The sequence below is a fragment of the Agrococcus beijingensis genome (assembly GCF_030758955.1).
GTDB classification, from domain to species: domain Bacteria; phylum Actinomycetota; class Actinomycetes; order Actinomycetales; family Microbacteriaceae; genus Agrococcus; species Agrococcus beijingensis.
In genome coordinates this window covers 904,441-930,183 of record NZ_CP132360.1, presented here as the reverse complement: position 1 = coordinate 930,183, position 25,743 = coordinate 904,441, and the positions used below count along the sequence as shown (strand labels likewise).

At 72.6% G+C, this 25,743-nt stretch carries 30 protein-coding genes; 12 read left to right on the top strand and 18 right to left on the bottom strand.

Annotated elements, in window-relative coordinates; all coding sequences use genetic code 11:
• Both Q9250_RS04380 and dinB read right to left on the bottom strand, forming a co-directional pair.
• The gene (locus Q9250_RS04380) at nt 1-930 is read right to left on the bottom strand and encodes an aminoglycoside phosphotransferase family protein (RefSeq protein WP_306233375.1); all 930 of its coding nucleotides are present in this window, start codon (nt 928-930) and stop codon (nt 1-3) included.
• Entirely contained in the window at nt 923-2,167 is a 1,245-nt protein-coding gene (dinB, locus tag Q9250_RS04375; RefSeq protein WP_306233374.1) for a DNA polymerase IV, read from the bottom strand. Before dinB ends, Q9250_RS04380 begins: the two co-directional genes overlap by 8 nt.
• 56 nt (nt 2,168-2,223) lie before the next feature.
• Here dinB and Q9250_RS04370 point away from each other — a divergent pair, with 56 nt between their 5' ends.
• Nucleotides 2,224-3,054 carry an SGNH/GDSL hydrolase family protein gene (locus Q9250_RS04370; protein ID WP_306233373.1) on the top strand — a complete coding sequence of 277 codons (831 nt, stop codon included), beginning with the start codon at nt 2,224-2,226 and terminating at the stop codon, nt 3,052-3,054.
• Here Q9250_RS04370 and Q9250_RS04365 read toward each other — a convergent pair.
• Together Q9250_RS04365 and Q9250_RS04360 are read right to left on the bottom strand one after the other, a co-directional pair.
• The gene (locus Q9250_RS04365) at nt 3,051-4,313 is read right to left on the bottom strand and encodes a D-alanyl-D-alanine carboxypeptidase family protein (protein ID WP_306233372.1); all 1,263 of its coding nucleotides are present in this window, start codon (nt 4,311-4,313) and stop codon (nt 3,051-3,053) included. The two genes, Q9250_RS04370 and Q9250_RS04365, sit on opposite strands and share 4 nt — an antisense overlap.
• The gene (locus Q9250_RS04360) at nt 4,310-5,158 is read right to left on the bottom strand and encodes a TrmH family RNA methyltransferase (protein ID WP_306233371.1); all 849 of its coding nucleotides are present in this window, start codon (nt 5,156-5,158) and stop codon (nt 4,310-4,312) included. The genes Q9250_RS04365 and Q9250_RS04360 overlap by 4 nt, the downstream gene beginning before the upstream one ends.
• A gap of 56 nt (nt 5,159-5,214) precedes the next feature.
• On the opposite strand from Q9250_RS04360, the gene Q9250_RS04355 reads away from it, so the two are divergent.
• Nucleotides 5,215-6,027 carry a Sir2 family NAD-dependent protein deacetylase gene (locus tag Q9250_RS04355; protein ID WP_306233370.1) on the top strand — a complete coding sequence of 271 codons (813 nt, stop codon included), beginning with the start codon at nt 5,215-5,217 and terminating at the stop codon, nt 6,025-6,027.
• 158 nt (nt 6,028-6,185) lie between these two features.
• Here the strand turns inward: Q9250_RS04355 and Q9250_RS04350 are convergent, their stop codons facing one another.
• Nucleotides 6,186-7,253: a glycosyltransferase family 4 protein gene (locus Q9250_RS04350; RefSeq protein WP_306233369.1), complete on the bottom strand. Its 1,068-nt coding sequence runs from the start codon at nt 7,251-7,253 to the stop codon at nt 6,186-6,188.
• Nucleotides 7,250-8,170 carry an alpha/beta fold hydrolase gene (locus Q9250_RS04345; protein ID WP_306233368.1) on the bottom strand — a complete coding sequence of 307 codons (921 nt, stop codon included), beginning with the start codon at nt 8,168-8,170 and terminating at the stop codon, nt 7,250-7,252. Before Q9250_RS04345 ends, Q9250_RS04350 begins: the two co-directional genes overlap by 4 nt.
• A gap of 48 nt (nt 8,171-8,218) precedes the next feature.
• Here Q9250_RS04345 and Q9250_RS04340 point away from each other — a divergent pair, with 48 nt between their 5' ends.
• Nucleotides 8,219-9,046 carry an exonuclease domain-containing protein gene (locus tag Q9250_RS04340; RefSeq protein WP_306233367.1) on the top strand — a complete coding sequence of 276 codons (828 nt, stop codon included), beginning with the start codon at nt 8,219-8,221 and terminating at the stop codon, nt 9,044-9,046.
• 8 nt (nt 9,047-9,054) lie between these two features.
• Here the strand turns inward: Q9250_RS04340 and Q9250_RS04335 are convergent, their stop codons facing one another.
• The 4 genes from Q9250_RS04335 to glgA all read right to left on the bottom strand — a co-directional run bounded on the left by Q9250_RS04335 (nt 9,055) and on the right by glgA (nt 12,279).
• Nucleotides 9,055-9,798, bottom strand: a complete 744-nt coding sequence (locus tag Q9250_RS04335) for a phosphotransferase (protein WP_306233366.1) — start codon at nt 9,796-9,798, stop codon at nt 9,055-9,057.
• A gap of 105 nt (nt 9,799-9,903) precedes the next feature.
• Complete coding sequence (locus Q9250_RS04330) at nt 9,904-10,152, bottom strand: type B 50S ribosomal protein L31 (RefSeq protein WP_306233365.1); 249 nt, start codon at nt 10,150-10,152, stop codon at nt 9,904-9,906.
• Nucleotides 10,153-10,250: 98 nt separating this feature from the next.
• The gene (locus Q9250_RS04325) at nt 10,251-11,036 is read right to left on the bottom strand and encodes an ABC transporter ATP-binding protein (RefSeq protein WP_306233364.1); all 786 of its coding nucleotides are present in this window, start codon (nt 11,034-11,036) and stop codon (nt 10,251-10,253) included.
• A 37-nt stretch (nt 11,037-11,073) separates the two neighbouring features.
• Nucleotides 11,074-12,279 (bottom strand): glycogen synthase, encoded by a 1,206-nt coding sequence (glgA, locus tag Q9250_RS04320; protein WP_306233363.1) that lies wholly within the window; start codon nt 12,277-12,279, stop codon nt 11,074-11,076.
• A gap of 81 nt (nt 12,280-12,360) precedes the next feature.
• Between glgA and glgC the strand changes: the two genes are divergently transcribed.
• Together glgC and serB are read left to right on the top strand one after the other, a co-directional pair.
• Nucleotides 12,361-13,599: a glucose-1-phosphate adenylyltransferase gene (gene glgC / locus Q9250_RS04315; RefSeq protein WP_306233362.1), complete on the top strand. Its 1,239-nt coding sequence runs from the start codon at nt 12,361-12,363 to the stop codon at nt 13,597-13,599.
• The gene (serB, locus tag Q9250_RS04310) at nt 13,596-14,252 is read left to right on the top strand and encodes a phosphoserine phosphatase SerB (RefSeq protein ID WP_306233361.1); all 657 of its coding nucleotides are present in this window, start codon (nt 13,596-13,598) and stop codon (nt 14,250-14,252) included. Before glgC ends, serB begins: the two co-directional genes overlap by 4 nt.
• Before the next feature lie 58 nt (nt 14,253-14,310).
• On the opposite strand, the gene Q9250_RS04305 is transcribed toward serB, so the two are convergent.
• Together Q9250_RS04305 and fabG are read right to left on the bottom strand one after the other, a co-directional pair.
• Nucleotides 14,311-14,703 carry an SRPBCC family protein gene (locus Q9250_RS04305; protein WP_306233360.1) on the bottom strand — a complete coding sequence of 131 codons (393 nt, stop codon included), beginning with the start codon at nt 14,701-14,703 and terminating at the stop codon, nt 14,311-14,313.
• A 13-nt stretch (nt 14,704-14,716) separates the two neighbouring features.
• Nucleotides 14,717-15,424 carry a 3-oxoacyl-ACP reductase FabG gene (fabG, locus tag Q9250_RS04300; RefSeq protein WP_306233359.1) on the bottom strand — a complete coding sequence of 236 codons (708 nt, stop codon included), beginning with the start codon at nt 15,422-15,424 and terminating at the stop codon, nt 14,717-14,719.
• A gap of 60 nt (nt 15,425-15,484) precedes the next feature.
• Here fabG and Q9250_RS04295 point away from each other — a divergent pair, with 60 nt between their 5' ends.
• From Q9250_RS04295 to Q9250_RS04280, 4 genes are read left to right on the top strand one after another with little or no spacing between them, the layout of a single operon-like run.
• Nucleotides 15,485-15,784 (top strand): DUF3099 domain-containing protein, encoded by a 300-nt coding sequence (locus Q9250_RS04295; RefSeq protein WP_306233358.1) that lies wholly within the window; start codon nt 15,485-15,487, stop codon nt 15,782-15,784.
• The gene (locus tag Q9250_RS04290) at nt 15,781-16,017 is read left to right on the top strand and encodes a hypothetical protein (RefSeq protein ID WP_306233357.1); all 237 of its coding nucleotides are present in this window, start codon (nt 15,781-15,783) and stop codon (nt 16,015-16,017) included. Before Q9250_RS04295 ends, Q9250_RS04290 begins: the two co-directional genes overlap by 4 nt.
• Nucleotides 16,017-16,814 carry an SURF1 family cytochrome oxidase biogenesis protein gene (locus tag Q9250_RS04285; RefSeq protein ID WP_306233356.1) on the top strand — a complete coding sequence of 266 codons (798 nt, stop codon included), beginning with the start codon at nt 16,017-16,019 and terminating at the stop codon, nt 16,812-16,814. Before Q9250_RS04290 ends, Q9250_RS04285 begins: the two co-directional genes overlap by 1 nt.
• Nucleotides 16,815-16,855: 41 nt before the next feature.
• Nucleotides 16,856-17,230, top strand: a complete 375-nt coding sequence (locus Q9250_RS04280) for a bleomycin resistance protein (RefSeq protein WP_422665074.1) — start codon at nt 16,856-16,858, stop codon at nt 17,228-17,230.
• Between the two features lie 30 nt (nt 17,231-17,260).
• Here Q9250_RS04280 and Q9250_RS04275 read toward each other — a convergent pair whose 3' ends face one another.
• The 3 genes from Q9250_RS04275 to Q9250_RS04265 form a co-directional block, all read right to left on the bottom strand.
• Nucleotides 17,261-17,920, bottom strand: a complete 660-nt coding sequence (locus Q9250_RS04275; protein WP_306233354.1) for a trimeric intracellular cation channel family protein — start codon at nt 17,918-17,920, stop codon at nt 17,261-17,263.
• Between the two features lie 55 nt (nt 17,921-17,975).
• Nucleotides 17,976-19,586, bottom strand: coding sequence for an ABC-F family ATP-binding cassette domain-containing protein (locus Q9250_RS04270; RefSeq protein ID WP_306233353.1), 1,611 nt, complete (start codon nt 19,584-19,586; stop codon nt 17,976-17,978).
• A gap of 118 nt (nt 19,587-19,704) precedes the next feature.
• Entirely contained in the window at nt 19,705-20,499 is a 795-nt protein-coding gene (locus Q9250_RS04265; protein WP_306233352.1) for an isocitrate lyase/PEP mutase family protein, read from the bottom strand.
• A gap of 60 nt (nt 20,500-20,559) precedes the next feature.
• Here Q9250_RS04265 and Q9250_RS04260 point away from each other — a divergent pair, with 60 nt between their 5' ends.
• Together Q9250_RS04260 and Q9250_RS04255 are read left to right on the top strand one after the other, a co-directional pair.
• The gene (locus Q9250_RS04260) at nt 20,560-21,177 is read left to right on the top strand and encodes a biotin transporter BioY (protein WP_306233351.1); all 618 of its coding nucleotides are present in this window, start codon (nt 20,560-20,562) and stop codon (nt 21,175-21,177) included.
• A gap of 109 nt (nt 21,178-21,286) precedes the next feature.
• Nucleotides 21,287-23,089: a DEAD/DEAH box helicase gene (locus tag Q9250_RS04255; protein ID WP_306233350.1), complete on the top strand. Its 1,803-nt coding sequence runs from the start codon at nt 21,287-21,289 to the stop codon at nt 23,087-23,089.
• A gap of 81 nt (nt 23,090-23,170) precedes the next feature.
• Here the strand turns inward: Q9250_RS04255 and pnuC are convergent, their stop codons facing one another.
• Entirely contained in the window at nt 23,171-23,869 is a 699-nt protein-coding gene (gene pnuC / locus Q9250_RS04250; RefSeq protein WP_306233349.1) for a nicotinamide riboside transporter PnuC, read from the bottom strand.
• Between the two features lie 134 nt (nt 23,870-24,003).
• Here pnuC and Q9250_RS04245 point away from each other — a divergent pair, with 134 nt between their 5' ends.
• On the top strand, nt 24,004-24,369 hold the full coding sequence (locus Q9250_RS04245; RefSeq protein ID WP_306233348.1) for a tryptophan synthase subunit alpha: 366 nt from the start codon (nt 24,004-24,006) through the stop codon (nt 24,367-24,369).
• A gap of 258 nt (nt 24,370-24,627) precedes the next feature.
• On the opposite strand, the gene Q9250_RS04240 is transcribed toward Q9250_RS04245, so the two are convergent.
• Nucleotides 24,628-24,960 (bottom strand): metal-sulfur cluster assembly factor, encoded by a 333-nt coding sequence (locus Q9250_RS04240; RefSeq protein ID WP_306233347.1) that lies wholly within the window; start codon nt 24,958-24,960, stop codon nt 24,628-24,630.
• A complete protein-coding gene (gene sufC, locus Q9250_RS04235; protein WP_306233346.1) occupies nt 24,960-25,718 on the bottom strand; it encodes a Fe-S cluster assembly ATPase SufC in 759 nt (252 codons plus the stop codon). The genes Q9250_RS04240 and sufC overlap by 1 nt, the downstream gene beginning before the upstream one ends.
• Between the last annotated feature and the right edge of the window lie 25 nt (nt 25,719-25,743).

The following is a 25,743-nucleotide window of genomic DNA, read 5'->3' as shown; positions in this document are numbered from 1 at the left end:
TCAGCGCTCGGCCAGCAGCGTGCTGAGCACCCGCTGCCCGAGCGCCACCTGCGCCGGCGGGCGGTTGCCGATCAGGATCAGCGCCTTCCAGATGGCCCAGCCTCGGCCGCGCGCCCAGGCGGCGTCGTCGAGCGCGAGCTCGCGCCGGTAGAGCGCACGGGCGCCGCCCTCCAGCTGCGTCCAGGCGAAGGCCGTGTCGCACGCGGTGTCGCCCACGCCCGCACAGCCGAAGTCGATCACCGCCGCGAGCCTGCCGTCCCGCACGAGCAGGTTGCCGGCGGCGACGTCGCCGTGGAACCAGGCGGGCGCGCGGTGCTCCTCCGCGTCGAGCGCATCCCGCCAGATGCCCGCCGCGCCGTCGCGCTCCGGGCCGTGCACGCGCTCGAGCAGGTCGCCCATCTCGCCGTCCCAGTGCCGCAGCGGGCCGCCGCGGAACGCGCTGTGCGGGCCGGGCGCCGGTGCCCCTGCGGTGGGCGCGTCCCGCAGCCCGACGAGGAAGTGCGCGAGATCGGCCGCGAATCGCTCGACGTCGTCGACGGCGGCGGTCGACGCCGGCTCCCCCTCGATCCAGCCGCACACGGTCCACGGGGCCGGGAAGCGCGCCGACGGGCGGCCACGCCCGAGCACGGCGGGGATCGGCAGGGGCGCGGAGGCCGCGAGCCGCGGCAGCCACGCCTGCTCCTTCTCGACCTGCGGCACGTACCCCGACGCGCTCGGGAGCCGCACGCTCAGCGCGGGCCCGAGCCGGAACGTGCGGTGGTCGTTGCCGCCGGGCTCGACGGGGCGCAGCGGCAGGTCGGCCCAGGCGGGGAACTGCGCCGCCAGCAGCGCGCGCACGAGCGCGACGTCGATGCGCGCGCCGTCCACCGCGGCCGCGCCGGCATGGGAGGTCGGGCCGTCCACGGCAGGATCGACGCCGTCGTCAGTCACCGCCGGAGGGGCCCGTGTCGTCGCGCTTGCGCTCCCGCCGCAGCATGCTCGCAGGGGCGACCGCAGCGGCGCCGAAGCGGTCGTGCACGGCGTCCATCGCGCGCTCCGCGCTCCCCCAGGTGGCCGTGTCGTCCCACAGCAGCCCGTGGTCGGCGGCGCCCTGCACCGAGCTGGCGCGCACGCCCAGCAGCCGCACGGGCGGGATCTCTCCCAGCGCATCCAGCAGGCCCCACGCGGTCTCGACCATGACGCGGGTGACGTCGGTCGCCTCGGGCAGCGTCTTCGACCGCGTGATGGTGCGGAAGTCGTGGAACCGCACGGTGAGGGTGACTGTGCGCGCCTGCACGCCGGCGTCGCGCAGCCGCCGGCCGACGCCGGTCGCGAGCCGCAGGATCTCGCTCTGCAGCTCGGTGCGGTCGCTGACGTCGCGGAAGAACGTGTGGTTGTGGCCGAAGGTCTTCTCGTGCGGCCGCTCGTGCACCTCGCGCGGGTCGCGCGCCCAGGAGAGCTCGTGCAGGTGGCGGCCGGTCGCCTCGCCGAACCACGACTGCAGCCGCTCGAGCGGCGTGCCGGCCACCTCGCCCACCGTGTGCAGGCCGTAGCGGGCCAGTCGCTCCTGCTGCGCCGGGCCCACGCCCCACAGCGCCGCCACGGGTTGCGGGTGGAGGAACGCCAGCACCTCGTCGTCGGGCACCACCAGCATGCCGTCGGGCTTCGCGCGGGAGGAGGCCAGCTTCGCGACGTACTTGGTGCCGGCGGCGCCGATCGAGGCCACCAGGCCCGTCTCGGCGCGGATGCGGGCGCGCAGAGCCGGGCCGATGCGGTTCGCGCCGCCCGAGAGCCGCCGCAGCCCGGCGATGCCCACGAACGCCTCGTCGACGCCGAGTCGCTCGACGTCGGGCGACACGTCGTCGAGGAGCGCCATCACCTGCTTCGACAGCCGCGAGTAGAGCTGGAAGTCGGGCTCGAGGATCACCGCCGTCGGGCAGAGCCGCAGCGCGCGCGCCATCGGCATCGCCGAGTGCACGCCGTACTTGCGCGCCTCGTAGGTGGCGGCGGTGACGACCGACCTCGACGAGTCGTGGCCGATCACCACGGGCAGGCCGACCAGGTCGGGCCGGGCCAGCAGCGACGCCGACGCGAAGAAGGCGTCGAGGTCGACGTGCAGGATGGTCGCGGTCGCATCATCGACCTCCGGCCCCGACACGAGCCGGTTCGAGCCGTCCTGCTTGCTCACGGCTCCATCGTCCCACGCATCGCCGACATCCGGCCGCGACGGTGCAGGATGGAGGCATGCAGGAGTCGAGCACGCAGCACCCCGGCATGGAGCATCCCTTCACGCGCTACGTCGCCCTGGGCGACAGCTTCACCGAGGGGGTGGGCGATGAGGAGCCAGACGTGCCCAACGGGCTGCGCGGCTGGGCCGACCGGGTCGCCGAGGAGCTCGCCCGCACGCGCCCTGACTTCCAGTACGCCAACCTCGCGATCCGGGGCCGCCTGCTGCAGCAGATCATCGACGAGCAGCTCGAGCCGGCGCTCGCGCTCGAGCCCGACCTCTTCACCATCTCGGCCGGCGGCAACGACCTGATCCGACCCGGCGGCGACCCTGACCTGCTGGCGGCGAAGCTCGATGAGGTGGTCGCGCGGATGCGCGCGACGGGAGCCGAGGTCGTGCTCTTCAACGGCCCCGACATCGCGATGACGCCGGTGCTGCGCTCGATCCGCGGCAAGGTGGGCATCTACAACGCCAACCTGCACGGCGTGGCGGCCAAGCACGGCGCGGTGGTCGCCGACATGTGGTCGGCGAGGCAGCTGCAGCGGCCGCAGATGTGGGCGCCCGACCGCCTGCACTTCTCGCCCTACGGGCACCACGAGATCGCGATGCTCGTGCTCGACGCGCTGGGCGTGCGGCACGAGCTCACCGCGATGGAGCCCGTCCCGCTGCCCCACCGCTCGCAGCGGCAGGTGCGCATGGAGGATCTGCAGTGGGCCCGCGAGCACCTCGCGCCGTGGGTGGTGCGCCGGCTGCGCGGCCAGTCCTCGGGCGACACGGTGCTGCCGAAGCGCCCCACCGCCGGGCCGGTGCTGCCGCACGTGCCGCTGCCCGAGGAGCCTCGCGACTAGTCGAAGTACCAGCCGAGCACCTGCGGGGCGTGGGTGAGGCGCCACCAGGCGTCGGGCGCGGGCAGAGCCCCGGTCGTCCGCACCGCTGCCGTGGCCTCGCCCACCTCCAGCCGCACCTCGCCCACGGCGCTCGCGAGCGAGCCGGCCTCGAGCGGCTCGGCGGTAGCCGTCCAGCCCGGAGCGGCGTCGCCGAAGACGTGCGCCCCGAGGTCGCCGGTCGTCTCGGCTGAGGCGGATGCGCCCCACGGGGCCCGGTACTCCGCCACGACGGTGCCCGCCGGCAGGATCGTGCGCGCACCGAAGTTGGGCCAGAGGCTCTCGAGCAGCTGCAGCATCGCCGCGTCGGTCTCGTCGGCGGCGATCGTGCCCATCACCACGCCCACGACGCGACGCTCGACGCCGTCGACCTCGCGGACGGCGGTGACGAACAGGTTGCGCCCCCACACCTTCAGCGTGCCCGTCTTGCCGCCGTCGATCCCCGCTTCGCCCAGGATGCGGTTGGTGTTCGGGGCGAAGCCGATGCCCGGGATCTGCACCGACTCGAGCTGGATCGTGGAGAGCACGACCGGATCCTCCACGGCCATCAGCGCGATGCGCGTCAGGTCGCCGGCGCTCGAGACGCTGCCCGCATCGAGGCCTGCCGGATCGGCGACGACGGTCTGCGAGAACCCGTGCCGGGCCGCCCATGCCTCGGCCGCCGAGAGGAAGCCGTCGATGTCGCCGAACGCCCAGTTCGCCAGCGACCAGATCGCGTTGCCGGCGGAGTCGACGAGCGACCACTCGATGAGGTCGCGCTGCGTCACCTGCATGCCCCGGTAGACGGGGGCGATGGGCGCGTTCTCGCTGAGCGCCCGCGCCTGCGCGGCGAGGTCGTCGTCGTCGAGGGTGATGGTCGCCCCGCGGTCGGCGCCCGTGATCGGATGCGCCTCCAGCACGATCAGCACCGTCACCAGCTTCGTCACGCTCGCCATCGGGTGGGCGCCGTCGCTGCCGGTCGTCGCCCAGATGTCGGGCGCGCCCTCGACGCCCACGACGCCGTAGCCGGCTGCCCGCGGCGTGGTTGGCCAATCGATCGTCGCGGCGGGCAACGGTGCGGCCTCCGGTGCGACCGCTGTCGCCGCGACGGCCGGCGCCGGCGCGAGCAGTGCCGCGGAGCCCCCGGTGACCAGCACCGCGAGCACGAGCGCGAGCACGATGCGCAGGAGCACGACGAGCGGATGCGGTCGACGCCGACGCTGGGTCGCGGCGGTGACGGTCATCGCGCCGCCTCTTCCAGCGGCAGCGACGTACCGCGGACACCCGCGGCCGCGCGCAGCGCCCACATCGCGACGGCGGCGGACGCCGCCACGTTCAGCGAGTCGACGCCGTGGTGCATGGGGATCCGCACGACGCGGTCGACGGCCGCGAGGGCGCGGGCTCCGAGCCCCGGGCCCTCGGAGCCGAACACCAGCGCGACGCGGTCGGCGGGCGCGGCGGCGTAGTCGGCGAGGTCGACGGCGTCGTCGCGCAGCGCCATGGCGACGACCTCGAAGCCGGCCGCGTGGAAGACCGGGATCGCCGAGGCGACCGAGTCGATGCGAGTCCACGGCACCTGCAGCACCGTGCCCATCGAGACGCGCACGCTGCGGCGGTAGAGCGGGTCGGCGCACGTGCTGGTGACGAGCACCGCGTCGGCGCCGATGCCCGCGACCGAGCGGAACGCGGCGCCCACGTTCGTGTGGTCGACGAGGCCGTCGAGCACGACGACGCGACGGGCGTGCGCGAGCAGCGCCGACGCATCCGGCAGCACCGGCCGCTGCATCGCGGCGAGCGCGCCGCGATGCAGGTGGAAGCCGGTGAGCTGCTCGAGGATCGGCTCCTCGCCGACGAAGACCGGCACGTCGCGGTCGCCGACGATCTCGACCACCTGCGGCAGCCAGCGCGGCGCGACGAGCACCGATCGCGGCTCGTGGCCGGCGCGCAGCGCCCGCTCGAGCACCGTCTGCGACTCGGCGATGTAGAGGCCGCGCTCGGGCTCGGTGCGGCGCCGCAGCGCGACGTCGGTGAGGCCGACGTAGTCGTTGAGGCGAGGGTCGTCGAGCGAGTCGATCTCGATGAGCTGCACGCGCCGATCGCCTCCTCCGCCGGTCAACGAGCCTATCGGCGACTAGGGTTGCGAAGGTGCTCGACACAGCCATCGACCTGCTCCGCGGACGCCGCATCGCGGTGCTGACGGGCGCGGGCATCTCGACCGACTCGGGCATCCCCGACTATCGCGGAGCGGGTGCGCCGGCGCGCACGCCGATGGTCTTCGACACGTTCCTGGGCAGCGAGGATGCGCGCCGACGCTACTGGGCGGGCAGCCACCTGGGCTGGCAGCGCTTCGCCTCGGTGCACCCCAACGACGGCCACCGGGCGCTCGCCCTGCTCGAGGAGGCCGGGCTCGTCACCGGCATCGCCACGCAGAACGTCGACGACCTGCACGAGCGGGCAGGTTCGGCGAACGTCACGCACGTGCACGGGCAGCTGCACACGGTCACCTGCCTGCAGTGCTCGACCACCTTCGACCGCCACCGCATCGCCGACCTCATCGAGCAGCTGAATCCCTGGATCCAGATGCCCGAGCAGGTGCGGCTGCAGCCCGACGGCGACGTCGAGATCGACGCGTCGCAGCGCTTCGAGGTGCCGCCGTGCCCGGTCTGCGGGGGCATGCTGAAGCCCGACGTGGTGTTCTTCGGCGAGATCGTGCCGCCCAAGGTGTTCGCGAAGGCGCGCGACATCGTCGCCGCGGGCGAGATCGTGCTGGTGGCCGGCACGTCGCTGGTCGTGAACTCGGGCACGCGCCTGCTCGAGGTGGCGCGGCGTGCCGGCGTGCCCATCGTGATCGTCAACCGCGGCGAGACCAAGTGGGACTCCCGCTCGGCGGTGCGCGTCGAGGGCGGCACGAGCGAGTCGCTGAGAGCGATCGCCGACGCGCTCATCGCGCCGTTCTGAGGGGGCCGCGGCTCGGTGAGCGTCGCGAACCGCGGACGGATCGCGAGACGCTGACGATCGGTCCGCGATTCGTCACGCTCACGGGATCCCTCCGCGTTCTGCGACGCGGGGGGCGGGGCGGCCGAGCCGCGGCGCGGCCCGATCAGCGGCGCGCCCGATCAGCGGCGCGAGGCCGCAGCCACCTCGGCCAGGAACCTGCCCAGCTCGCGGGCCGAGTCGCGCCAGCTGAACTGCGCCGCCCGCTCCCTCGAGGCGCGCGAGACGACCGCCCACCTGCCCTCGAGCGAGCGCACGGCGCGAGCGAGCGCATCCGCATCGCCGACCGGGAAGTACACCGCGGCGTCGCCCCCGACCTCGCGGAAGATGGTCGTGTCGGCGATCACCGCGGGCACGCCGAGGCTCATCGCCTCGAGCACCGGGATGCCCCAGCCCTCCTCGTGCGAGGCGTGCACGAAGGCCGTGGCCGAGCGCAGCAGGTCGGCGTACTCGGCGTCGGTGACGCCGTCGTGGAAGACGACGGATGCGCCTGCCGCGAGCTCCGTGAGGCGGGCCCGGGTCGCGGGGTCGACGCGGCTGCACAGGTGCAGCTCGTGCCCGGGCAGCAGGGCGACGGCGCGCACGAGCGTCTCGACGTCCTTGTAGGGCATGAACGAGCCCATGTAGACCAGCCGCTTCGTCGGCGGGGAGTCGTGCGCGACGGGCTCGCCGAGCTGCGGCGCGGCGTTCCGCACGATCGCGACCGGCCGGCGGGTCAGCCGGTGCTCGGCGATGAGCGCGCGCGTCGTCTCGGAGATCGTGACGACCCCGTCGACGGCGTTCAGCAGCATCCGCTGCGGCGCGTACGAGAGGTGGTAGGCGCGCCAGAGCGCGCGCACGGCTGCGGGCAGGCTGCGCGGCGGCGTCGGGTGGCGGTAGTAGATGAGGTCGTGCACGGTGGTGACGAGCGGCCAGGCGCGGCCGGTCGAGCCGATCGTCTGCATGGGCGACCAGGCCACGTCGACCGGCACGTGGCGCAGCCGCCAGGCGGTGAGCGGCTCGAGCGGGCCGGTGGGCGACGGGCCGAGCACGTGCGGCAGCGCCGGGAGCATCGTCAGCTGGCGCGCGTCGCTGACGAGCATGGTCACCGCGTGCTCACCGGCCAGCTCGGCGACCAGCTCTGCGGTGAAGCGCGAGATGCCGTCGTGGCGCTCGAGGCGCACATAGCGGCAGTCGGCGAGGATCCTCACCGCTCCCCCGGCGCGCCGGCGTGGCGCCCGGTGGCGGCGCCGTCAGCCTCGCCCAGGAAGCGTCGGATGATCGCGGCCGCCTCGCGCGGCTGCTCGTAGTGCACCAGGTGGCCGACGCCGTGCAGCACGGCCAGGTGCGCCTGCGGGAACAGCTGGCGCAGCCGGTGCTGGTGGGCGATGGGCGTGATGTCGTCGCGGTCGGCGGCGATGAGCTGCACGGGCTGGTCGATCCGGCCCGCGACCTCGCCGACCGTGTGGCGGATCGACGCGTCGAACGCCTCGAGCACCGACTGCCGTGACGCGTAGCGCGAGAAGTAGCGGTCGTGCTGGTCGTGGATCCAGCGCTTGAGGTCGCGGTCGCGGGTCTTCGCCATGAAGACGCTCATGCCGCGCACGATCGGCGGCGCCCCCAGCAGCGCGAGCCCAGCGGGCTCGGGCAGCGCCGCGGCGGCGCGGTAGTAGCCCAGCGCCAGCAGCGAGCCGACGCGGTTGCCGCCGGCCAGCGCGGGGCTCGCGATCGGGTTGATGAGCACGATGCGCGGGGCGTCGAGCCCTCGCGCGGCCGCGTGCGCGACGACGATCGAGCCGAAGGAGTGGCCGAGCACCACAGCGCCGGGGGCGGTGCTCGCGACGAACGCGCGCAGCCAGTCGGCGTAGGCCTCGATCGTCGCCTCGTCGAGCGCGCCCGAGTCGCCGAAGCCCGGCAGGTCGGGCGCGATGACCCGGAAGCCCGGCAGGTGCGCCGCGATCGGCTCGAGGCCGTGGTGGTCGCCGCGGAAGCCGTGCACGAACACGATCGGCGGCGCATCCTCGGGGCCGTACTCGAAGACCGCGGTGCGCACCCGGCCGACCCACACGACGCGCTCCCGCTGCGGCAGCGCGGCGAGCAGGGCGCGGTAGGGCGAGGTCACGGGCACCCGCCGAGCCTACCGGCGGCTGTGGGTGGCCGCGGCTAGCGTGGAGCCATGCAAGAGACCTCCCTCGAAGCGCCGATCGCGACCACGCCGATGCCGGCTCCGGTGACGCAGGCTCCCGTGTCGCCGGCTCCGGCGACGACGGCCCAGGCCGCGCCGACCCTGCACCGGCCGATCCTCGAGGTGAGCCCCGACGCCCCGAACCGCTGGATCGACCGACTGGTGGTCTTCGACCTCGAGACCACCGGCATCGACCCGGCCTCCTCGCGCATCGTCACGGCGTTCGTCGGCGTGATCGACGCAACCGGCGCCGTCGTCGACGGCAGCTACTGGCTGGTCGACCCGGGGGTCGAGGTCCCGGCCGCGTCGACGGCGGTGCACGGCGTGACCACCGAGCGCGCGCAGGCAGAGGGGGCGGATGCCGCCACCTCCGTCCGAGAGATCCGTGACGCGATCGCCGCTCACCTCGCGCAGGGCCTCGCGGTGTGCGCCTTCAACGCCGCCTACGACTTCTCGCTGCTCGACGCGGAGTGCCGCAGGCACGGCATCGAGCCGCACGAGGCGCGGCCGGTGATCGACCCGATGATCCTCGATCGGCAGGTCGACCGGTTCCGTCGCGGCAAGCGCACCCTCACGGTGGCGACCGAGGTCTACGGGGTCGAGCTGCTCGACGCGCACGACGCGAGCGCCGACGCGATCGCCGCCGGCCGCGTGGCGCAGGCGATGGCGGGCCGGTTCGCCGAGCTGCGCATCGACCCGATCTCGCTGCACGAGCTCACGGCCGGCTGGGCCGACGAGCAGGCCGCCTCGTTCGAGGAGTTCCGCCGGCGCACCGACCCGACGTTCGACGCGGGACGCGGGTGGCCGGTGCGCCGCTGAGCCTAAGGTCAGCTGAGCGCCGCTGCCCAGCTCGCTTCGTGCCGTTCGACGTAGTCGCGCACCGCTCCCCACTGCTCGCCGTGCCCGTCGGCGAACATCGCGCCCCACGGTTGCGTGCCCGTTCGATGTGAGGCTTCGAGCAGGTCGTGCATCGCCGCAACCCGAGTTGTCATGGCGCTCGGCAGCCCTTCGCGGAGGTCACGGTCTGCGCGGTAGCCGTCCGCGAACGCAGCGAGTCGGGGTGCTGCGACCTCCGGGGGCTGCGTGACGTCGTTGAGCGTGAACGACTGTGCCGCGTAGGCCAGATCCCACAGCCGTGTGCTCGGGCCAGCGCCATCCCAGTCGATGAACACCCACCGATCTCCGATCACCAGGTTCCACGGCGCGAGGTCGTTGTGGCAGATCAGCTCGTCTCCCGGCGCGGCGATGGCCACCTCCCACCGCATGGCGGCTGATGGTTCGCACAGCTGGCTCGCGTCGTGGATCTGGCGCACCATCGCCCCGACTCGATGCAGCTCGCTGCGGGTCAGTGGCGCGGCTTCGTGCGCAAGCCGACCGGGCACGAGCTCCAGGATCTGACGGCCTCGATCGTCGCGTCCGAGCGGCTCGGGTACATCGACTCCGGCATTGCCGAGTGCAACCATGAACGCGTGGACAGAGGGGGTCGCTGGCGTCCACGCCTTGCGGATGGTCGACGCGACGCGCACGACGCTCCCGCTGGCGTCGCCGCCCGGGAGCACCACCTCATGCACGGCTGCCCTTCCGGTCTACCCACAGATGCAGAATGGCGGGTTGTTGCGATCGTGGCGAGCCACAACTGCAACAACCCGCCACTCCGAGACTGGCGGGGGCCTGGATCAGCCGCCGAAGCCCTTGTAGCGGTTCTTGAACTTCTCGACGCGGCCGGCCGAGTCCATGATGCGCTGCTTGCCCGTGTAGAACGGGTGCGACGCCGACGAGATCTCGACGTCGATGACCGGGTAGGTCTCGCCATCGAGCTCGATCGTCTTCTGGCTCGTCACCGTCGAACGCGTGAGGAACGTCTCGCCGGAGGCGAGGTCGCGGAACACGATGTCGTGGTACTCGGGGTGGATGTCAGTCTTCATGGATATTCCTTGGTCGCTCGAGCGCGGAAGAGTCTGGGCCAGCGGACGGGCCGACAGACGATTGTATCAGGTGGTCGGGTCGGTGGGCGAGTCAGGCGTCAGCGCGTCGCGCGCGCCGACCAGCGGCCGCCCTCGTGCGTGACGTGCAACGGCAGGCCGAAGGTGTCGGTCAGGTGGGCGTCGGTGAGCACCTCGGTGAGCCGTCCTGCGGCGACGACTTTGCCGTTGCGCAGCAGCATGCCGTGCGTGAAGCCCGGCGGGATCTCCTCGACGTGGTGCGTCACCATCACGATCGCCGGCGCCAGCGGGCTCGACGCGTACTCCTCGAGCGACTGCAGCAGCGACTCGCGCGCGCCCAGGTCGAGGCTGCCCGCCGGCTCGTCGAGCAGCATCAGCTCGGGGTCGGTCATCACGGCGCGGGCGATCTGCACGCGCTTGCGCTCGCCGTCGGAGAGCGTGCCGAACGTGCGCGTCGACAGGTGCGACAGCTCCCAGGCGTCCATCACCTCTGCGGCCCGGTCGAGGTCGAACGACTCGTAGCGCTCGCGCCAGCGGCCGGTGACGGCATAGGCGGCGGTGAGCACGACGTCGCCGACGCGCTCGGCACCGGGGATGCGTCGGGCGAGCCCCGTCGCGGCGAGCCCGATGCGGGTGCGCAGCTCGAAGACGTCGACCTTGCCGACCCGCTCCCCCAGCACGTCGACCGTGCCGGACGACGGGTGCTGGTTGGCCGCGGCCAGCTGCAGGATCGTCGACTTGCCGGCGCCGTTCGGTCCGAGGACCACCCATCGGTCGGTCTCGTCGACCGTCCAGTCGACGCGATCGAGGATCCGGTTGCCGTTGCGGACGAACGAGACGTCGGTGAGCTCGAGGACGCTGGCCATAGGAGCGAGCCTACCGAGCGCGGCGACCCCTGCCGCGCTACCGCGCCCGCTCGGCGCGCTCGGCGATCACCGTCTCGTAGACGCCGACGGTCTGCTCGGCGATGCTGCCCCAGTCGAAGTGCTCGGCGGCACGCTCGCGACCCGCCGCGCCCATGCGCCTCGCGGCCTCGGGGTCGGCGACCATGCGGGTGAGCGCGTCGGCGAGGTCGGCCACGTAGCGGTCGGGGTCGACGGGCGTGCCCGTGCCGTCCTGCACCTGCTCGATCGGCACCAGGAAGCCGGTGACGCCGTCGTCGATGACCTCGGGGATGCCGCCGGTGGCGCTGCCGACCACCGGTGCGCCGCAGGCCATCGCCTCGAGGTTCACGATGCCGAGCGGCTCGTAGACGCTCGGGCAGACGAAGGTGGTGGCGTGCGTCAGCAGCACCCGCAGGTCGTCGCGGGGCAGCACGTCGTCGATCCACACCACGCCCTCGCGGGTCGTCCGCAGCTCGTCGACGAGCCCGCGCACCTCGGCGAGGATCTCGGGCGTGTCGGGCGCGCCGGCGCACAGGATCAGCTGCACGTCGTCGGGCAGGGCGCTCGCCGCGCGCAGCAGGTGCGGCAGCCCCTTCTGCCGCGTGATGCGCCCCACGAACACGACCGACGGCCGCGACGGCTCGAGGCCCAGCTCGCGGGCACGGCCCTCGTCGGGGTTCGGCGACCACGCGTCGAGGTCGATGCCGTTGTAGATGGTGACGACGCGCTCCGGGTCGAGCGCCGGGTAGGAGCGCAGGATGTCGGCGCGCATGCCGTTCGAGACGGCGATCACCCGGTCGGCCGCCTCGTAGGCGCGCCGCTCGATGTCGCTCGAGATGCGGTAGCCGCCGGCGAGCTGCTCGGCCTTCCAGGGGCGCAGCGGCTCGAGCGAGTGGGCGGTCACGACATGCGGCACGCCGTGCAGCTCCTGGGCGAGCCTGCCCGCCTCGTTGGCGTACCAGGTGTGCGAGTGCACCAGGTCGGTGCCGGCGACCGCCTCGGCGATCTGCAGGTCGACGGCCAGCGTCTGCAGCGCCCCGTTCGCGCCCGCGAGCTCCGCCGGCACGTCGTACGACGACGCATCCGCCTCTGTCCTGGGCTTGCCGAACGCCCGCACCTGCACCTCGATCGAGCGCCGCAGCGCCTTCACGAGCTCGGTCACGTGCACGCCGGCACCGCCGTAGACCTCGGGCGGGTACTCCTTCGTGAGCAGATCGACGCGCATGGCATCACTGTAGGCCAGCGACTCCTGCGGCGAGCCGAGCATTCCTGGCCAGCGCTCATGCTGCGCCCATAGGGTGAGGCCATGGACAAGAAGGTCTTCGGGATCGTGCTCGCCGGCGGCGAGGGCAAGCGCCTCATGCCCCTCACCGCAGATCGCGCCAAGCCAGCGGTGCCGTTCGGGGGTGCCTACCGACTGATCGACTTCGCCATCTCGAACCTCATCAACTCGCGGCTGCGCCAGATCGTGGTGCTCACGCAGTACAAGTCGCACTCGCTCGACCGGCACATCTCGCAGGTGTGGCGCATGTCGAACATGCTGAACTCCTACGTCACCTCGGTGCCCGCCCAGCAGCGCACGGGCAAGAGCTGGTTCGCAGGCAGCGCCGACGCGATCTACCAGTCGCTCAACCTGATCATCGACGAGAAGCCCGACATCGTCGTGGTGGTCGGCGCCGACCACGTCTACCGCATGGACTTCCGCGACATGATCGAGGCGCACATCGCCTCGGGCGCGAAGGCCACCATCGCCGGCATCCGCCAGCCCATCGAGCTCGCCGACCAGTTCGGCGTGATCGAGGAGGACGACGACAAGCCCGGCTTCATCCGCGCCTTCCACGAGAAGCCCGCCGACGCATCCGAGTACATCGTGGCCCCGGGCGAGGTGCTCGCATCGATGGGCAACTACGTGTTCGACGCGGATGCGCTGATCGAGGCCGTCACCACCGACACCGAGATCGAGGGCTCCGACCACGACATGGGCGGCGACATCATCCCGTGGTTCGTGGGCCGCGGCGAGGCCGCGATGTACGACCTCAAGCACAACACCGTGCCCGGCGCCACCGAGCGCGACAAGTACTACTGGCGCGACGTGGGCACGATCGAGTCGTTCTTCGACGCGCACATGGACCTCATCTCGGCACTGCCGATCTTCAACCTCTACAACCGCGAATGGCCGATCTACACGCAGATCGTCAACGCTCCCCCGGCGAAGTTCACCCGCGACGCCTGGGGCCGCGCCGCTGACGTCAACGAGGCGATCGTGGGCGCGGGCTCCGTCGTGCAGGGCGCCTCGATCGTGCGCAGCGTCGTCGCGCCCTGGTGCATCGTCGACGCGGGCGCGACCGTCTCCGACGCGATCCTCTTCGACGGCGTGCACGTGGGCGCCGGCGCCGTCGTGCGCCGCGCGATCATCGACAAGGACGTCGAGCTCGGCCCGGGCGTGCAGGTGGGCGTGAACCACGACGCCGACCGCGCGCGCGGCTTCTCGATCTCGGCCTCCGGCATCGTCACGGTGCCGAAGGGCTCGAAGATCCTGCAGTGACGGCTGCGGTCAACCAGACGCCGCTGCTGGTCGTCACCGACGTCGACTCCACGCTCATCCGCGACGAGGTCATCGAGCTGCTCGCGCGCGCTGTCGGACCCGACGCCGAGCGCCACGTCGCCGCGGTCACCGAGCGCGCGATGCGCGGCGAGCTCGACTTCGCCGCCTCGCTCGCCGAGCGGCTGCTGATGCTCGAGGGCCTGCCCGTCTCGGTGCTCGACGACGCCCGCGAGCAGGTGACCGTCACCGACGGGGTGCCCGACCTCATCGCCGAGGTGCACGCCCGCGGCGGCACGATCGCCGCCGTCTCCGGCGGGTTCCACGAGGTGCTCGATCCGCTCGCGGCCGCGCTCGGCATCGACCACGCGCGCGCGAACCGGCTCGAGGTGGCGGATGGGCGACTCACGGGCCGCTCGAGCGGCCCGGTCATCGACGGCGCGGCCAAGCGCGACACGCTCGAGTCGCTGCGGTTGAATTTGGGCGTGCCGCGAGAGCGAATCATGGCGGTCGGCGACGGCGCCAACGACCTGCTGATGATGGCGGCCGCAGGCATCTCGGTCGCGTTCTGCGCGAAGCCCGCCGTGCGCGAGCAGGCGCTGCACGTGGTCGACGCGCCCGACTTCCGCGAGCTGATCGCGCTGCTGCCCGCGTAGCATCCGGCCCCAGCGCGGGCGCGCGGTGGTCGAGCTCGTCGAGCGGGCCGCGGCTGGCCTACTGCTCCAGCAGCGCCCTCAGCCGCTCGAGGTCGGCGGCCACCGCCTGCGCGTCTGCCTCGAACGCATCCGCCGTCACCCCGGGCAGGTGCCGGAGCGTGAAGACCACCTCGGCGCCGAGCGGATGCGCGAGCACGCGGAGCGGGTTGTGCACCACCTGGCCGTCGGGCAGGGTCACGTCGTGGTCGAGCACGCCGAGGTCGTTTGCCGCTGCGAACCGCATCCGCACCTCGCCCATCGGCGACGTCGCCACGAGCTCGTCGCCCTCGCGGCGCAGCTCGCCGGCGGCGAGCCCGGCTGCCCACTCCGGCAGGTGCTCGTCGCTGCCAGCGAACGCGGCGACCTCGCGCCAGTCTCGGCGGATGACGACGCTCAGGTGGCGAGACTCCACGGCTGCACCCCGCTCAGTGGCCCATGCCGAGGCCGCCGTCGACCGGGATCACGGCGCCCGAGATGTAGGCGGCCTCGTCGCCGGCGATCCAGCGCACGACGTCCGCGACCTCCTCGGGCGTCGCGTAGCGGCCGGCCGGGATCGACTTCTTGTACTCCGCCTGCGTCTTCTCGTCGAGCTCCGCCGTCATGTCGGTCTCGATGAACCCCGGCGCGACGACGTTCGCGGTGATGCCCCGCGAGCCGAGCTCACGCGTGATCGAGCGCGCGATGCCCACCAGGCCCGCCTTCGAAGCCGAGTAGTTGACCTGGCCGGGGCCGCCGTAGAGGCCCACGACGCTCGAGATGAGCACGACGCGACCCCACTTGGCGCGCAGCATGCCCTTCGACGCGCGCTGCACCGCCCGGAAGGCACCGGCGAGATTCGTGTCGACGACGTCGACGAAGTCCTGCTCGCTCATGCGCATCAGCAGCGTGTCGCGGGTGATGCCGGCGTTCGCGACGACCACCTCGACCGGGCCGAGCTCGGCCTCGACGGTCGTGAAGGCGGCGTCGATCGAGGCGCTGTCGGTGACATCGGCGGCCACGGCGAGCGCGCCCTCGGGGCCGGAGCCGTCGCGCGAGGTGATCGCGACGCGGTGGCCGGCGTCGAGGAAGGACTGGGCGATCGCGCGGCCGATGCCGCGGTTGCCGCCGGTGACGAGGACGGTGCGAGAGGTCATGCCTGCGAGCCTATGTCGGCAGGGCGGATGCCAGGCGCACGCGCGTAGACTTGGACGGCCATGCGAGCACGCTCCGCGTCGATCACCGACCTCCCGCTCTCCCCTGACGAGGATCGTCAGAGGCGCTTCCGGCTGTACCTGTACCTGATGCTCGTGCGGGTCGCCTGCCTGGTGATCTTCTTCTTCGTGCCCGACTGGTGGAAGCTCATCCCCGCCTTCTTCGCGGTGTTCATCCCCTACTTCGCGGTCGTGGTCGCCAACGTCTCCACGCACGGCGATGTCGACCCGCTCGAGTCGCCCAACGCTCTGCCGCCCGGACCCTCGAGCGACCTGCCGCCCGCCGACGAGGCGCCGCGATGAGCCTGCTCTCGATGCTCGGCGGCGGCGGAGCGACACCGTGCTCGTCGGCTGGCTGCGCCGCCGACGCGACGCACGCGCTGCACTGGCGCAACCCCCGCATCCACCCCGTCGAGCGGGTGAAGACGTGGGCCGCCTGCGACAGGCACCGCGAGACGCTCGCGGCGTGGCTGCGCACGCGCGGGTTCCCGGTGGTCGAGACGGCGTTCGGCGAGACCGTGGAGCGAGTCGCCTGATGCTCGCCCTGCTCCGCCAGCGCCGCTGGCTCGGCTACATCGCGCTGGCGACCGTGGTCGCCGTCGTCTGCTGCCTGATCGGCGTGTGGCAGTGGAACCGTCGCGAAGAGGCCATCGCCGCCATCGAGCGGCTCGAGACGAACTACGACCGCACCCCGGTGGCGGTCACGGATGCGCTGCCCGACCCGGGCGCATTCGACGCCGATCAGCAGTGGACGCCCGTGGTGCTCGAGGGCGAGTACCTGCTCGACGAGCAGCTGCTGCTGCGCGGCCGCTGGCGCGGCGGTGAGATCGGCTTCGACGTGATCGCGCCCTTCCGCACCGACGACGGGCGCGTGTTCATCGTCGACCGCGGCTGGATCGACCAGGCGTCGAACAGCGATGCACCCGTCTCCCAGCCGACGACGCCCGGCGGGCCGACGACCGTGGTCGCGAGGCTGCGGCCTAACGAGGGCGACATCCCCGGCCGTGGCGCGCCCGAGGGCCAGATCGCCTCGGTGAACCTGCCGGCGCTCGCCGAGTCCATGGGCGAGCCGCTCTACACGGCCGCCTACGGGCTGCTGGTCAGCGAGGACGGCGGGACGCCCGGCGACGTGCGCGTCGCGAGCCGGCCGGTGCTCGACGAGGGACCGCACCTGTCGTACGCCCTGCAGTGGTTCGTCTTCGCGGTCTTCCCCTTCGTGGCGGTCTGGTGGGGCATGCGGGAGGAGCTGCGAGGCGACGCGCCGCCCCCGCCGCCGAAGCGCTCGCGCACGACCGACGCCGACGTCGAGGACCAGATCCTCGACCGCACCTGACGCGCCTCGACGCCGCCCAACGGGCGCGGCATGATGGGGCCGTGGCCAGTGCCCGGGATCGTGCCGTGCCGAACCTGCCCTCACGCAGCTTCGACGCGACCGAGGCGTTCTACGGCGGCTTCGGCTTCCAGCGCGCCTTCCGCGACGAGGGATGGATGATCCTCGTGCGCGGCGACCTGCAGCTCGAGTTCTTCCCGCATCCGCAGCTCGACCCGAGCTCGAGCAGCTTCATGTGCTGCCTCCGCGTGGGCGATGTCGACGAGCTCGCTGCCGCGGTGCGACGCTCGGGCGTGCCGGAGCGCACGACCGGGATGCCGCGGCTGCATCCTGTGCGCATGCAGGAGTGGGGGCTCCGCGCCGGATACGTGATCGATCCGGACGGCACGCAGCTGGCGATCATCGAGCAGCCGCGCTGACCGGGCGGCTGCCGGCGGCCGCGTGCCGCGTCAGTCGCGGACGATGTCGATCGCCTCGGTCTTCAGCGAGGGCACGCGCCAGCGCAGCAGCTCGCTGGCGATGCGCATGGCCGAGACCAAGCCGGCGATGATCGCGAGCACGACCCAGTTGCCCCAGCCGAGCCAGACCGCCGCCGAGGCCGCGCTCGCGCCCAGCAGCGCCGGCACCAGGTAGAGCCGCGACTCCTTGCGGAACACCGCGGGGATGTCGTTCGCCAGCGCGTCGCGCAGCACGCCGCCGCCGATGCCGGTGAGCATGCCGACGAACGCGGCGCCCACCGGCGGCACGTCGTGCTCGATCGCCTTGCGCGCTCCCTCGACGGCGAAGATGCCCAGTCCGATCGCGTCGAAGACGAGCACCGGACGGTCGAGCCGCGACAGCCACCGGTGGAGCAGGAGCACGAGCGCCGCGCCGCCCAGCGCGACCAGCAGCATCCACCAGTCCACGAGCGCCGCCACCGGCGTCGCGCCGATCAGCAGGTCGCGCATCATGCCGCCGCCGGTCGCCGTCACCACGGCGAGCCCGGCCATGCCGACCACGTCCATGCGCTTCTGCACGGCGAGGAGCGCGCCGGAGAACGCGAACGCGAGGATGCCGATCGTCATGAAGACCTCGCGCACGACCGCGAGCCAGCCGGTGGGCTCCTCCATCGCGACCTCCTCGACCGCCGCCGCGCGCCGTCGACCGACGCCGCTCGCTCTGAGGCTAGGCCAGGCCGATCAGCTCGAGGTACTCCGGGCTCCAGAGGTCCTCGGTGCCGTCGGGCATGATCAGCACGCGCTCCGGGTCGAGCGCCTCGACCGCGCCCTCGTCGTGGCTGACGAGGATGACGGCGCCCTCGTAGGCGCCCAGCGCGCCGAGGATCTCCTCGCGGCTGGCGGGGTCGAGGTTGTTCGTCGGCTCGTCGAGCAGCAGCAGGTTGGCGCTCGAGACGACCAGCATCGCCAGCGACAGCCGGGTCTTCTCGCCGCCCGAGAGCACCCGCGCGGGCTTCTCGGCGTCGTCGCCGCTGAACAGGAAGGAGCCCAGCACTCGGCGCGCCTCGGTGGCGTTGATGTCGGGCGAGGCGGTGAGCATGTTCTCGAGCACCGAGCGCTCGACGTCGAGCGTCTCGTGCTCCTGCGCGTAGTAGCCGACGCGCAGGCCGTGGCCCCGCTCGATCTCGCCCGTGTCGCTCTCGGAGACGCCCGCGAGGATGCGCAGCAGCGTCGTCTTGCCGGCGCCGTTGAGGCCCAGGATGACGACTCGCGAGCCGCGGTCGACGGCGAGGTCGACGGCGGTGAAGATCTCGAGCGAGCCGTAGGACTTCGACAGGTCGCGCGCCATGATCGGCGTCTTGCCGACCGGCGCGGGCTTCGGGAAGCGCAGCTTGGCCACCTTGTCGACGGCACGGACCTCGTCGAGCCCGGAGCGCATCCGCTCTGCGCGCTTCGCCATCTGCTTCGACGCCACGGCCTTCGAGGCCTTCGCGCCCATCTTCGCGGCCTGCATCTCGAGCTGGCTCGCCTGCTTCTCGACGTTCGCCCGCTCTCGCTTGCGGCGCTCGGCGTCGGCCTCGCGCTGCCGCAGGTAGTGCTTCCAGGTCATGTTGTAGATGTCGATGACCTGGCGGTTGGCGTCGAGGTAGAAGACGCGGTTGACGGTCTCCTCGACCAGCTGCACGTCGTGGCTGATGACGAGCAGGCCGCCCTGGTAGCCCTTGAGGAACTCGCGCAGCCAGGTGACCGAGTCGGCGTCGAGGTGGTTGGTCGGCTCGTCGAGCAGCATCGTGTCGGCGCCCGAGAAGAGGATGCGGGCGAGCTCGATGCGGCGGCGCTGGCCGCCGGAGAGCGTCTCGAGCGGCTGGTCGAGGATGCGGTCCGGCAGCTGCAGGTTCGACGCGATCGCCGCCCCCTCGGCCTCGGCCGCGTAGCCGCCGAGCGCCAGGAAGCGATCCTCGAGGTTGCCGTAGCGGCGCATGGCCGCGTCGGCGACGTCGCCGCCCTCGGCCATCTGCTCGGTCGCCAGGCGCATGCCCTCGACGAGCTCGCCGATGCCGCGCGCGTCGAGGATGCGGCGGCGGGCCGTCTGCTTGGGGTCGCCGGAGCGCGGATCCTGCGGCAGGTAGCCGATCTCGCCGCTGCGCTCGATCTTGCCCGTGAAGGTGTGGCCGTCGCGGTCGTCGTTGATGCCCGCGAGCACCTTGGTCATCGTGGTCTTGCCGGCGCCGTTGCGGCCGACGAGGCCGATCTTGTCGCCCGCGTCGATGCGGAACGAGACGTCGCTCATCAGCGTGCGCGGCCCGATGGAGAGCTCGAATCCGGACACGGCGATCATGCGCGCGAGAGCCTCTCAGACGGGGTGCGGGGGGATGGACCTCGAAAGGAGGACCAGCCGACCAGCCTATCAGCCAGGTGGCGCCGCGATCAGCGGGCCCTTCCCGTCGCCGTCACCGTCACGGTGCCGAGGCCGCGGGCGCCGATCGGCCGGCACCCGCGCGCCAGGGCTCGACGAGCTCGCCGATGGTCTCGCCGAGCGCCCGCTGCAGGCGGGGGCCGAAGGTGACGCGACGGATGCCCGCGGCGCGCGTGTCTGCGAGGCCGCCGAAGACGGTGCCCGAGACGGGATGCGCCGTCGCGTTCACCGGCAGGGTGACCTGCGCGACGATCGCAGCGAGCGCGGCGGCGTCGGGCGGCGACACCGGATAGAGCGAGCGTGCCCCGGCCTGCTCCATCAGCAGGCACCGCAGCACCGCGTGGTCGAGCGGGTCGCCGCCGTGCAGCTCGGGCCTGGCGAAGGCGTCGGTGCGGGCATTGATGACCACATCGACCCTTGCCTCGTCGGCGGCGGCGCGCAGCCCGGCGATGAAGTCGGCGTGCTCCTGCGGCTCGCGCATCCGCTGCTCGCTGTGCACGGTGTCCTCGATGTTCAGGCCCACCGCGCCGGCCTCCAGCAGCCGGGCGATGAGCTCGGCCGGCTCGGCGCCGTAGCCCGACTCGAGGTCGGCGCTGACGGGCACGTCGACGGATGCGGTGATGCGGGCGACGCTCTCGAGCGCGTCATCGAGACTCATCCCCTCGCCGTCGCGCTGGCCGCGCGACTCGGCGACGGGGTGGCTGCCCACCGAGATCGCCCCGAACCCGGCGTCGACGAGCGTGCGCGCCGACCAGGCGTCCCAGGCTGTGGGGAGCACGGCGACGTCGTCGTGCATGCGGAGCAGGAGTCGGGCCTTGGCTGCGAGATCGCTCATGCCGCGAGCCTAGGTGCGCGCATGCCGGGAGGCCAGGGAGCCGGCCCTTATGCTGACCGCATGACTGCAGCCATCGCCCTCCCGCGCCGCACCGTCCTCGCCGATGCCCTCGTCGGTCAGCGCACGCTCGTGAAGGATCTCGTCCTGGTCTCCGTCGGCGTCGGCGTCGTCGCCGGGCTCGCCCAGCTCGAGATCCCGATGTGGCCCGTGCCGATCACCGGTCAGACGCTGGGCGTGATGCTCGTCGCCGCTACGCTCGGCTTTCGCCGCGGCGTCGCCGCGATGGCGTCGTACCTCCTGCTCGGCCTCGCCGGCCTGCCGATCTTCGCCGGCTTCACCGGCAGCATCGCCGCCGTCGGCAAGCCCAGCTTCGGCTTCATCATCGGCTTCGTCGCCACCGCGGCGGTCGTCGGCTGGCTCGCGGAGCGCCGCTGGGACCGCCGTCCGCTGCTCGCGATCGCGCTGTTCGGGCTCGCGAGCCTCATCCCCTTCGCGTTCGGCATCCCCTACATGGCCGCCATGCTGGCCGCGCTCGGCTCCCCCGTCACGCTGCTGGGCGCGCTCGAGCTGGGCCTGCTGCCGTTCATCGTCGGCGGCATCGTGAAGTGGGCGATCGCCGCCGCCGCGATGCCCGCCGCCTGGGCCGCCGTGCGCAGGATCGACCGCGCTGCCGCCTGACCGCATCCGTGCTCTGAGGGGTCGCGCCGGACGGCGCGGCCCCTCCGTCGTCGGTGGATCGGCGCGAGCGCGGCACCGATCCGGCGCCGCAGCGCGTAGCGTTGCGGTCATGACCGACGCGACGCCCACCCCAGACTCCGACCTCGAGGACGAGCGCACCACGTTCGCGAGCCTCGGCCTGCCTCCCGGCATCATGCAGGCGCTCGACGACGTCGGCTACGAGACGCCCTCGGCGATCCAGGCGGAGACGATCCCGCTGCTGCTCGCCGGTCGCGACCTGATCGGGCTCGCCTCGACCGGCACCGGCAAGACCGCCGCCTTCGCGCTGCCCGTGCTGGCCGCGATCGACGTCTCGCGGCGCAGCCCGCAGGCGCTGGTGCTCGCCCCCACCCGCGAGCTCGCGGTGCAGGTCTGCGAGGCGTTCGAGCGCTACGCGGCGCACCTCGGCGGCGTGCACGTGCTGCCGATCTACGGCGGTCAGGCCTATGGCGTGCAGCTGTCGGCGCTCCGCCGCGGCGTGCACGTGGTCGTCGGCACGCCGGGCCGCATCATGGATCACCTGGCGAAGGGCACGCTCGACCTGTCGGGCCTCACCCACGTCGTGCTCGACGAGGCCGACGAGATGCTGCGGATGGGCTTCGCCGAGGACGTCGACCAGATCCTGCAGGCGACCCCGGCCGAGAAGCAGGTCGCGCTGTTCTCGGCGACGATGCCCCGGCAGATCCGCGCGATCTCGCAGCAGCACCTGCGCAACCCCGCCGAGATCACCGTGCGCGCCAGCGCCTCGAGCTCGCCCAGCATCACGCAGCGCGCGCTGATGGTCTCCTACGCGCAGAAGCTCGAGGCGCTCACCCGCGTGCTCGAGGTCGAGCCGTTCGAGGCCGCGATCGTCTTCACGCGCACCCGCAACGAGACCGAGACGGTGGCCGAGCGGCTGCGCGCCCGCGGCTACGCCGCCGCGGCGATCTCGGGCGACGTCGCGCAGCCGCAGCGCGAGAAGACGATCGAGCAGCTGCGCTCGGGCGACCTCGACGTGCTGGTCGCGACCGACGTCGCCGCCCGCGGGCTCGACGTCGAGCGCATCAGCCACGTCATCAACTACGACCTGCCGATCGACACCGAGTCCTACGTGCACCGCATCGGCCGCACCGGCCGCGCGGGCCGCACGGGCGACGCGATCAGCTTCGTCACCGCCCGCGAGCGACGGATGCTCAGCCAGATCGAGAAGGCCACCCGCGGCACGGTCGCGATCATGCCGATGCCCAGCGCCGGCGAGGTGAACGCGACCCGCCTGACCCGCTTCGACGACGCGATCTCCGCGGCGCTCGGCGAGACCGACCGGATCGACCGCTTCCGCGAGATCGTCGCCCACTACGTCGAGCACCACGATGTGCCGCAGGAGGACGTCGCGGCAGCGCTCGCCGTGGTGGCGCAGGGCGACGCTCCCCTGCTGCTCGACGAGCAGGCCGATCGCGCGCTGCAGTCCTCGCGGGGCGGCGACCGCCCCGACCGCGGGGACCGCCCGGCGCGCATGGGTGACGGCGAGGCGGGCGAGCGCCGCTCGCGTCGCGGGCCGTCGGATGCGACCACCTACCGGCTCGCGGTCGGCAGCCGGAAGGGCGTCGAGCCTCGGCAGATCGTGGGCGCGCTCGCCAACGAGGGCGGTCTCGGCCGTGACGACTTCGGCCGCATCCAGATCCGCTGGGACTTCACGCTCGTCGAGCTGCCCGAGCTCGACCGCAAGCAGCTCGAGCGGCTCTCGAAGACCCGCATCTCGGGCGTGCCCATCGACATCCGCGTCGACTCCGGTCGAGCGGAGCGGGGCGAGCGCGGCGGCCGCGACGACCGCGGCGGGCGGCGGGAGCGCGACGAGCGTCCGCCGCGCAAGCCGCGGCACGACCGGGAGCACTGACCGAGCTCGGCGGCCTCGCCTCTCGCGCGCCGGATCCGCTGCCTCTGCGGCTCGGGTCCGCGGCGCGCGGCGCAGCCCGTGCTACGGCTCGGGCCGCACCCGCGGATCGGGCAGCAGCGTCTCGACCGCGGGCTTGCGTCGCGCGCGCGTCCAGACGACGAAGCCCCAGAGCGTGAAGGCGCCGTAGAAGGCATACATGAAGCCGGTCGCCCAGTACCCGGCGCTCAGCAGCAGCGGCACGCCCACGAGGTCGACCGCGACCCAGATGAGCCAGAACTCCGTCCAGCCGCGGGCCATCCCGTAGGTCGCCAGCAGCGAGCCCACGAACGTCCACGCATCGGCCCACACCGGCTCGAAGGAGCCGAGCACGCGGAACAGCGGCGTGATCGCGACGGTGCCGACGACCAGCACGACGATCAGGCCGGTGCGCTGCCGCCAGGTCGCCCAGCGCGGCACGATCTGCCCCTGGGCGTTGCGCGCCTGGCGCCACCGCACCCATCCGTAGACCGCGACCGCGATGAACATCACCTGGCGCCCTGCCTGGCCGAGCAGCGCAGGCAGCTCGTGCGCCGGATCCAGCAGCGCACCCAGGAACACGGTCAGCAGCAGCAGGTTGCCGACGATGCCGACAGGCCAGGCCCACACGCGGCGGAGCATGCCGCCGACCGCGCTCGCGAGCCCGAACGCGTTGCCGACGACCTCGCGCAGCAGCAGCTCCTGGCCGCCGCCGACCGGGATGGTCGCGGTGTACAGGCTCAGGAGCCAGGCGATGGGGTCCATGGGATGGGTGCTCTCGGTCGGGAGGCGAGGGTGGCGCGTGATGGTGCGAGGACGATTGCATCACAGTTCGCACTGCTCGCTGTCGCGGCGCCGGTGGCGGGCGCGGGCTGCGAGCCGCGGCCTAAGCTGGATCGGTGACCGAGCAGCCCGCGCGACGCCCCGCGCCCCATCCCTCGCCTCGCCGTCGCGCGAGCCTCGAGGTGCTGCGCGCCGAAGCCGGCGACGAGCGCTCCGTGCTGGTCGAGGAGCGGCTGCGCGCGGGCGAGGACCCCTGGGCGTTCATGGCGGAGCTGCCCACCGTCGACGAGCTCGTGGTGCTGCTGCTGCGCGCCGAGCGGATCCTCCCGCCCGGGGCCGTCCGCCCCGACCATGACGTGAGCGACGGCGTGCTCCGGCGTATCGTCGACGACTACCCGGCGCTCGCGACCACGGTCTGGACGATGCTCTCGGCCGCCGAGCCGGAGCGGGCGTGGTCGCCGCGCGTGCGGCGCACGGGCTGAGGAGACGACGAAGGGGACGACCGTCGCGATCGTCCCCTTGCCCGTGGTGCGCTGCGCGGGCTCGCCAGCCGCTCCTCGGATCAACGGTGAACCCCAAATCGCTCGCTTGCGCTCGCGACGGCGCTCGGCCGGACGGTCCACCGGACCGTCCGCACGATCTGATCGAAGATCAGATCGTGAAGCCGAGCTCGCTCGCTTGCGCTCGCGACGGCGTTGGGCCGGACGGTCCACAGGACCGTCCGCGATCTGACGCTCGCGTCAGATCGTGAAGCCCAACGCCCTCATCATCTCGCGGCCGTCCTCCGTGATGCGCTCCGGGCCCCACGGCGGCATCCACACCCAGTTGATGCGGAACTGCTCGACGTGGCCGTCGAGCTTCTCGGCGATCTCCGACTCGATCACGTCGGTGAGCGGGCAGCCGGCCGACGTGAGCGTCATCGAGATGACGAGCGCCTGCTGCTCGTCGTCCCACGCGAGGTCGTAGACCAGGCCCAGATCGACGATGTTGACGTCGAGCTCGGGGTCGACGACGTCCTTGAGCGCCTCGGTGATGTCATCGAACTTCTTGGCATCGACCTCGACGAGCGCCATCAGACACCGGCCTTGAGGTAGCGGTCGTAGCCCTCTTCCTCGAGGCGGTCGGCGAGCTCGGGGCCGCCCTGCTCGGCGATCCGGCCGTTGACGAACACGTGCACGTGGTCGGGCTTGATGTAGCGCAGGATGCGCGTGTAGTGCGTGATCAGCAGCACACCCAGGCCGGTCTCGCCCTTGATGCGGTTGACGCCCTCGGAGACGACGCGCAGCGCGTCGACGTCGAGGCCGGAGTCGGTCTCGTCGAGCACGGCGAAGCGGGGGCGGAGCAGCTCCATCTGGAGGATCTCGTGGCGCTTCTTCTCGCCGCCCGAGAAGCCCTCGTTCACGTTGCGCTCGCCGAACGACGAGTCCATGCGCAGCTTCTCCATCGCGCCGCGCACCTCGCCGATCCACTGGCGCACGCGCGGGGCCTCGCCGGTCACCGCGGTCTTCGCGGTGCGCAGGAAGTTCGACACCGTCACGCCGGGGATCTCCACCGGGTACTGCATCGCGAGGAACAGGCCCGCACGAGCGCGCTCGTCGACGCTCATCGCCAGCACGTCCTCGCCGTCGAGCGTGATCGTGCCGCCGTCGACCGTGTACCGGGGGTGCCCGGCGATCGTGTACGCCAGCGTCGACTTGCCCGAGCCGTTGGGGCCCATCACCGCGTGGATCTCGTCGGAGTTGATCGTCAGGTCGACGCCCCGAAGGATCTCCTTGTTGCCCTGCTCGGTCTCGATCGAGACCCGCAGGTCCTTGATCTCCAGCACGCTCATCGCGCTTCCTTCCTTCGCGGCCGTG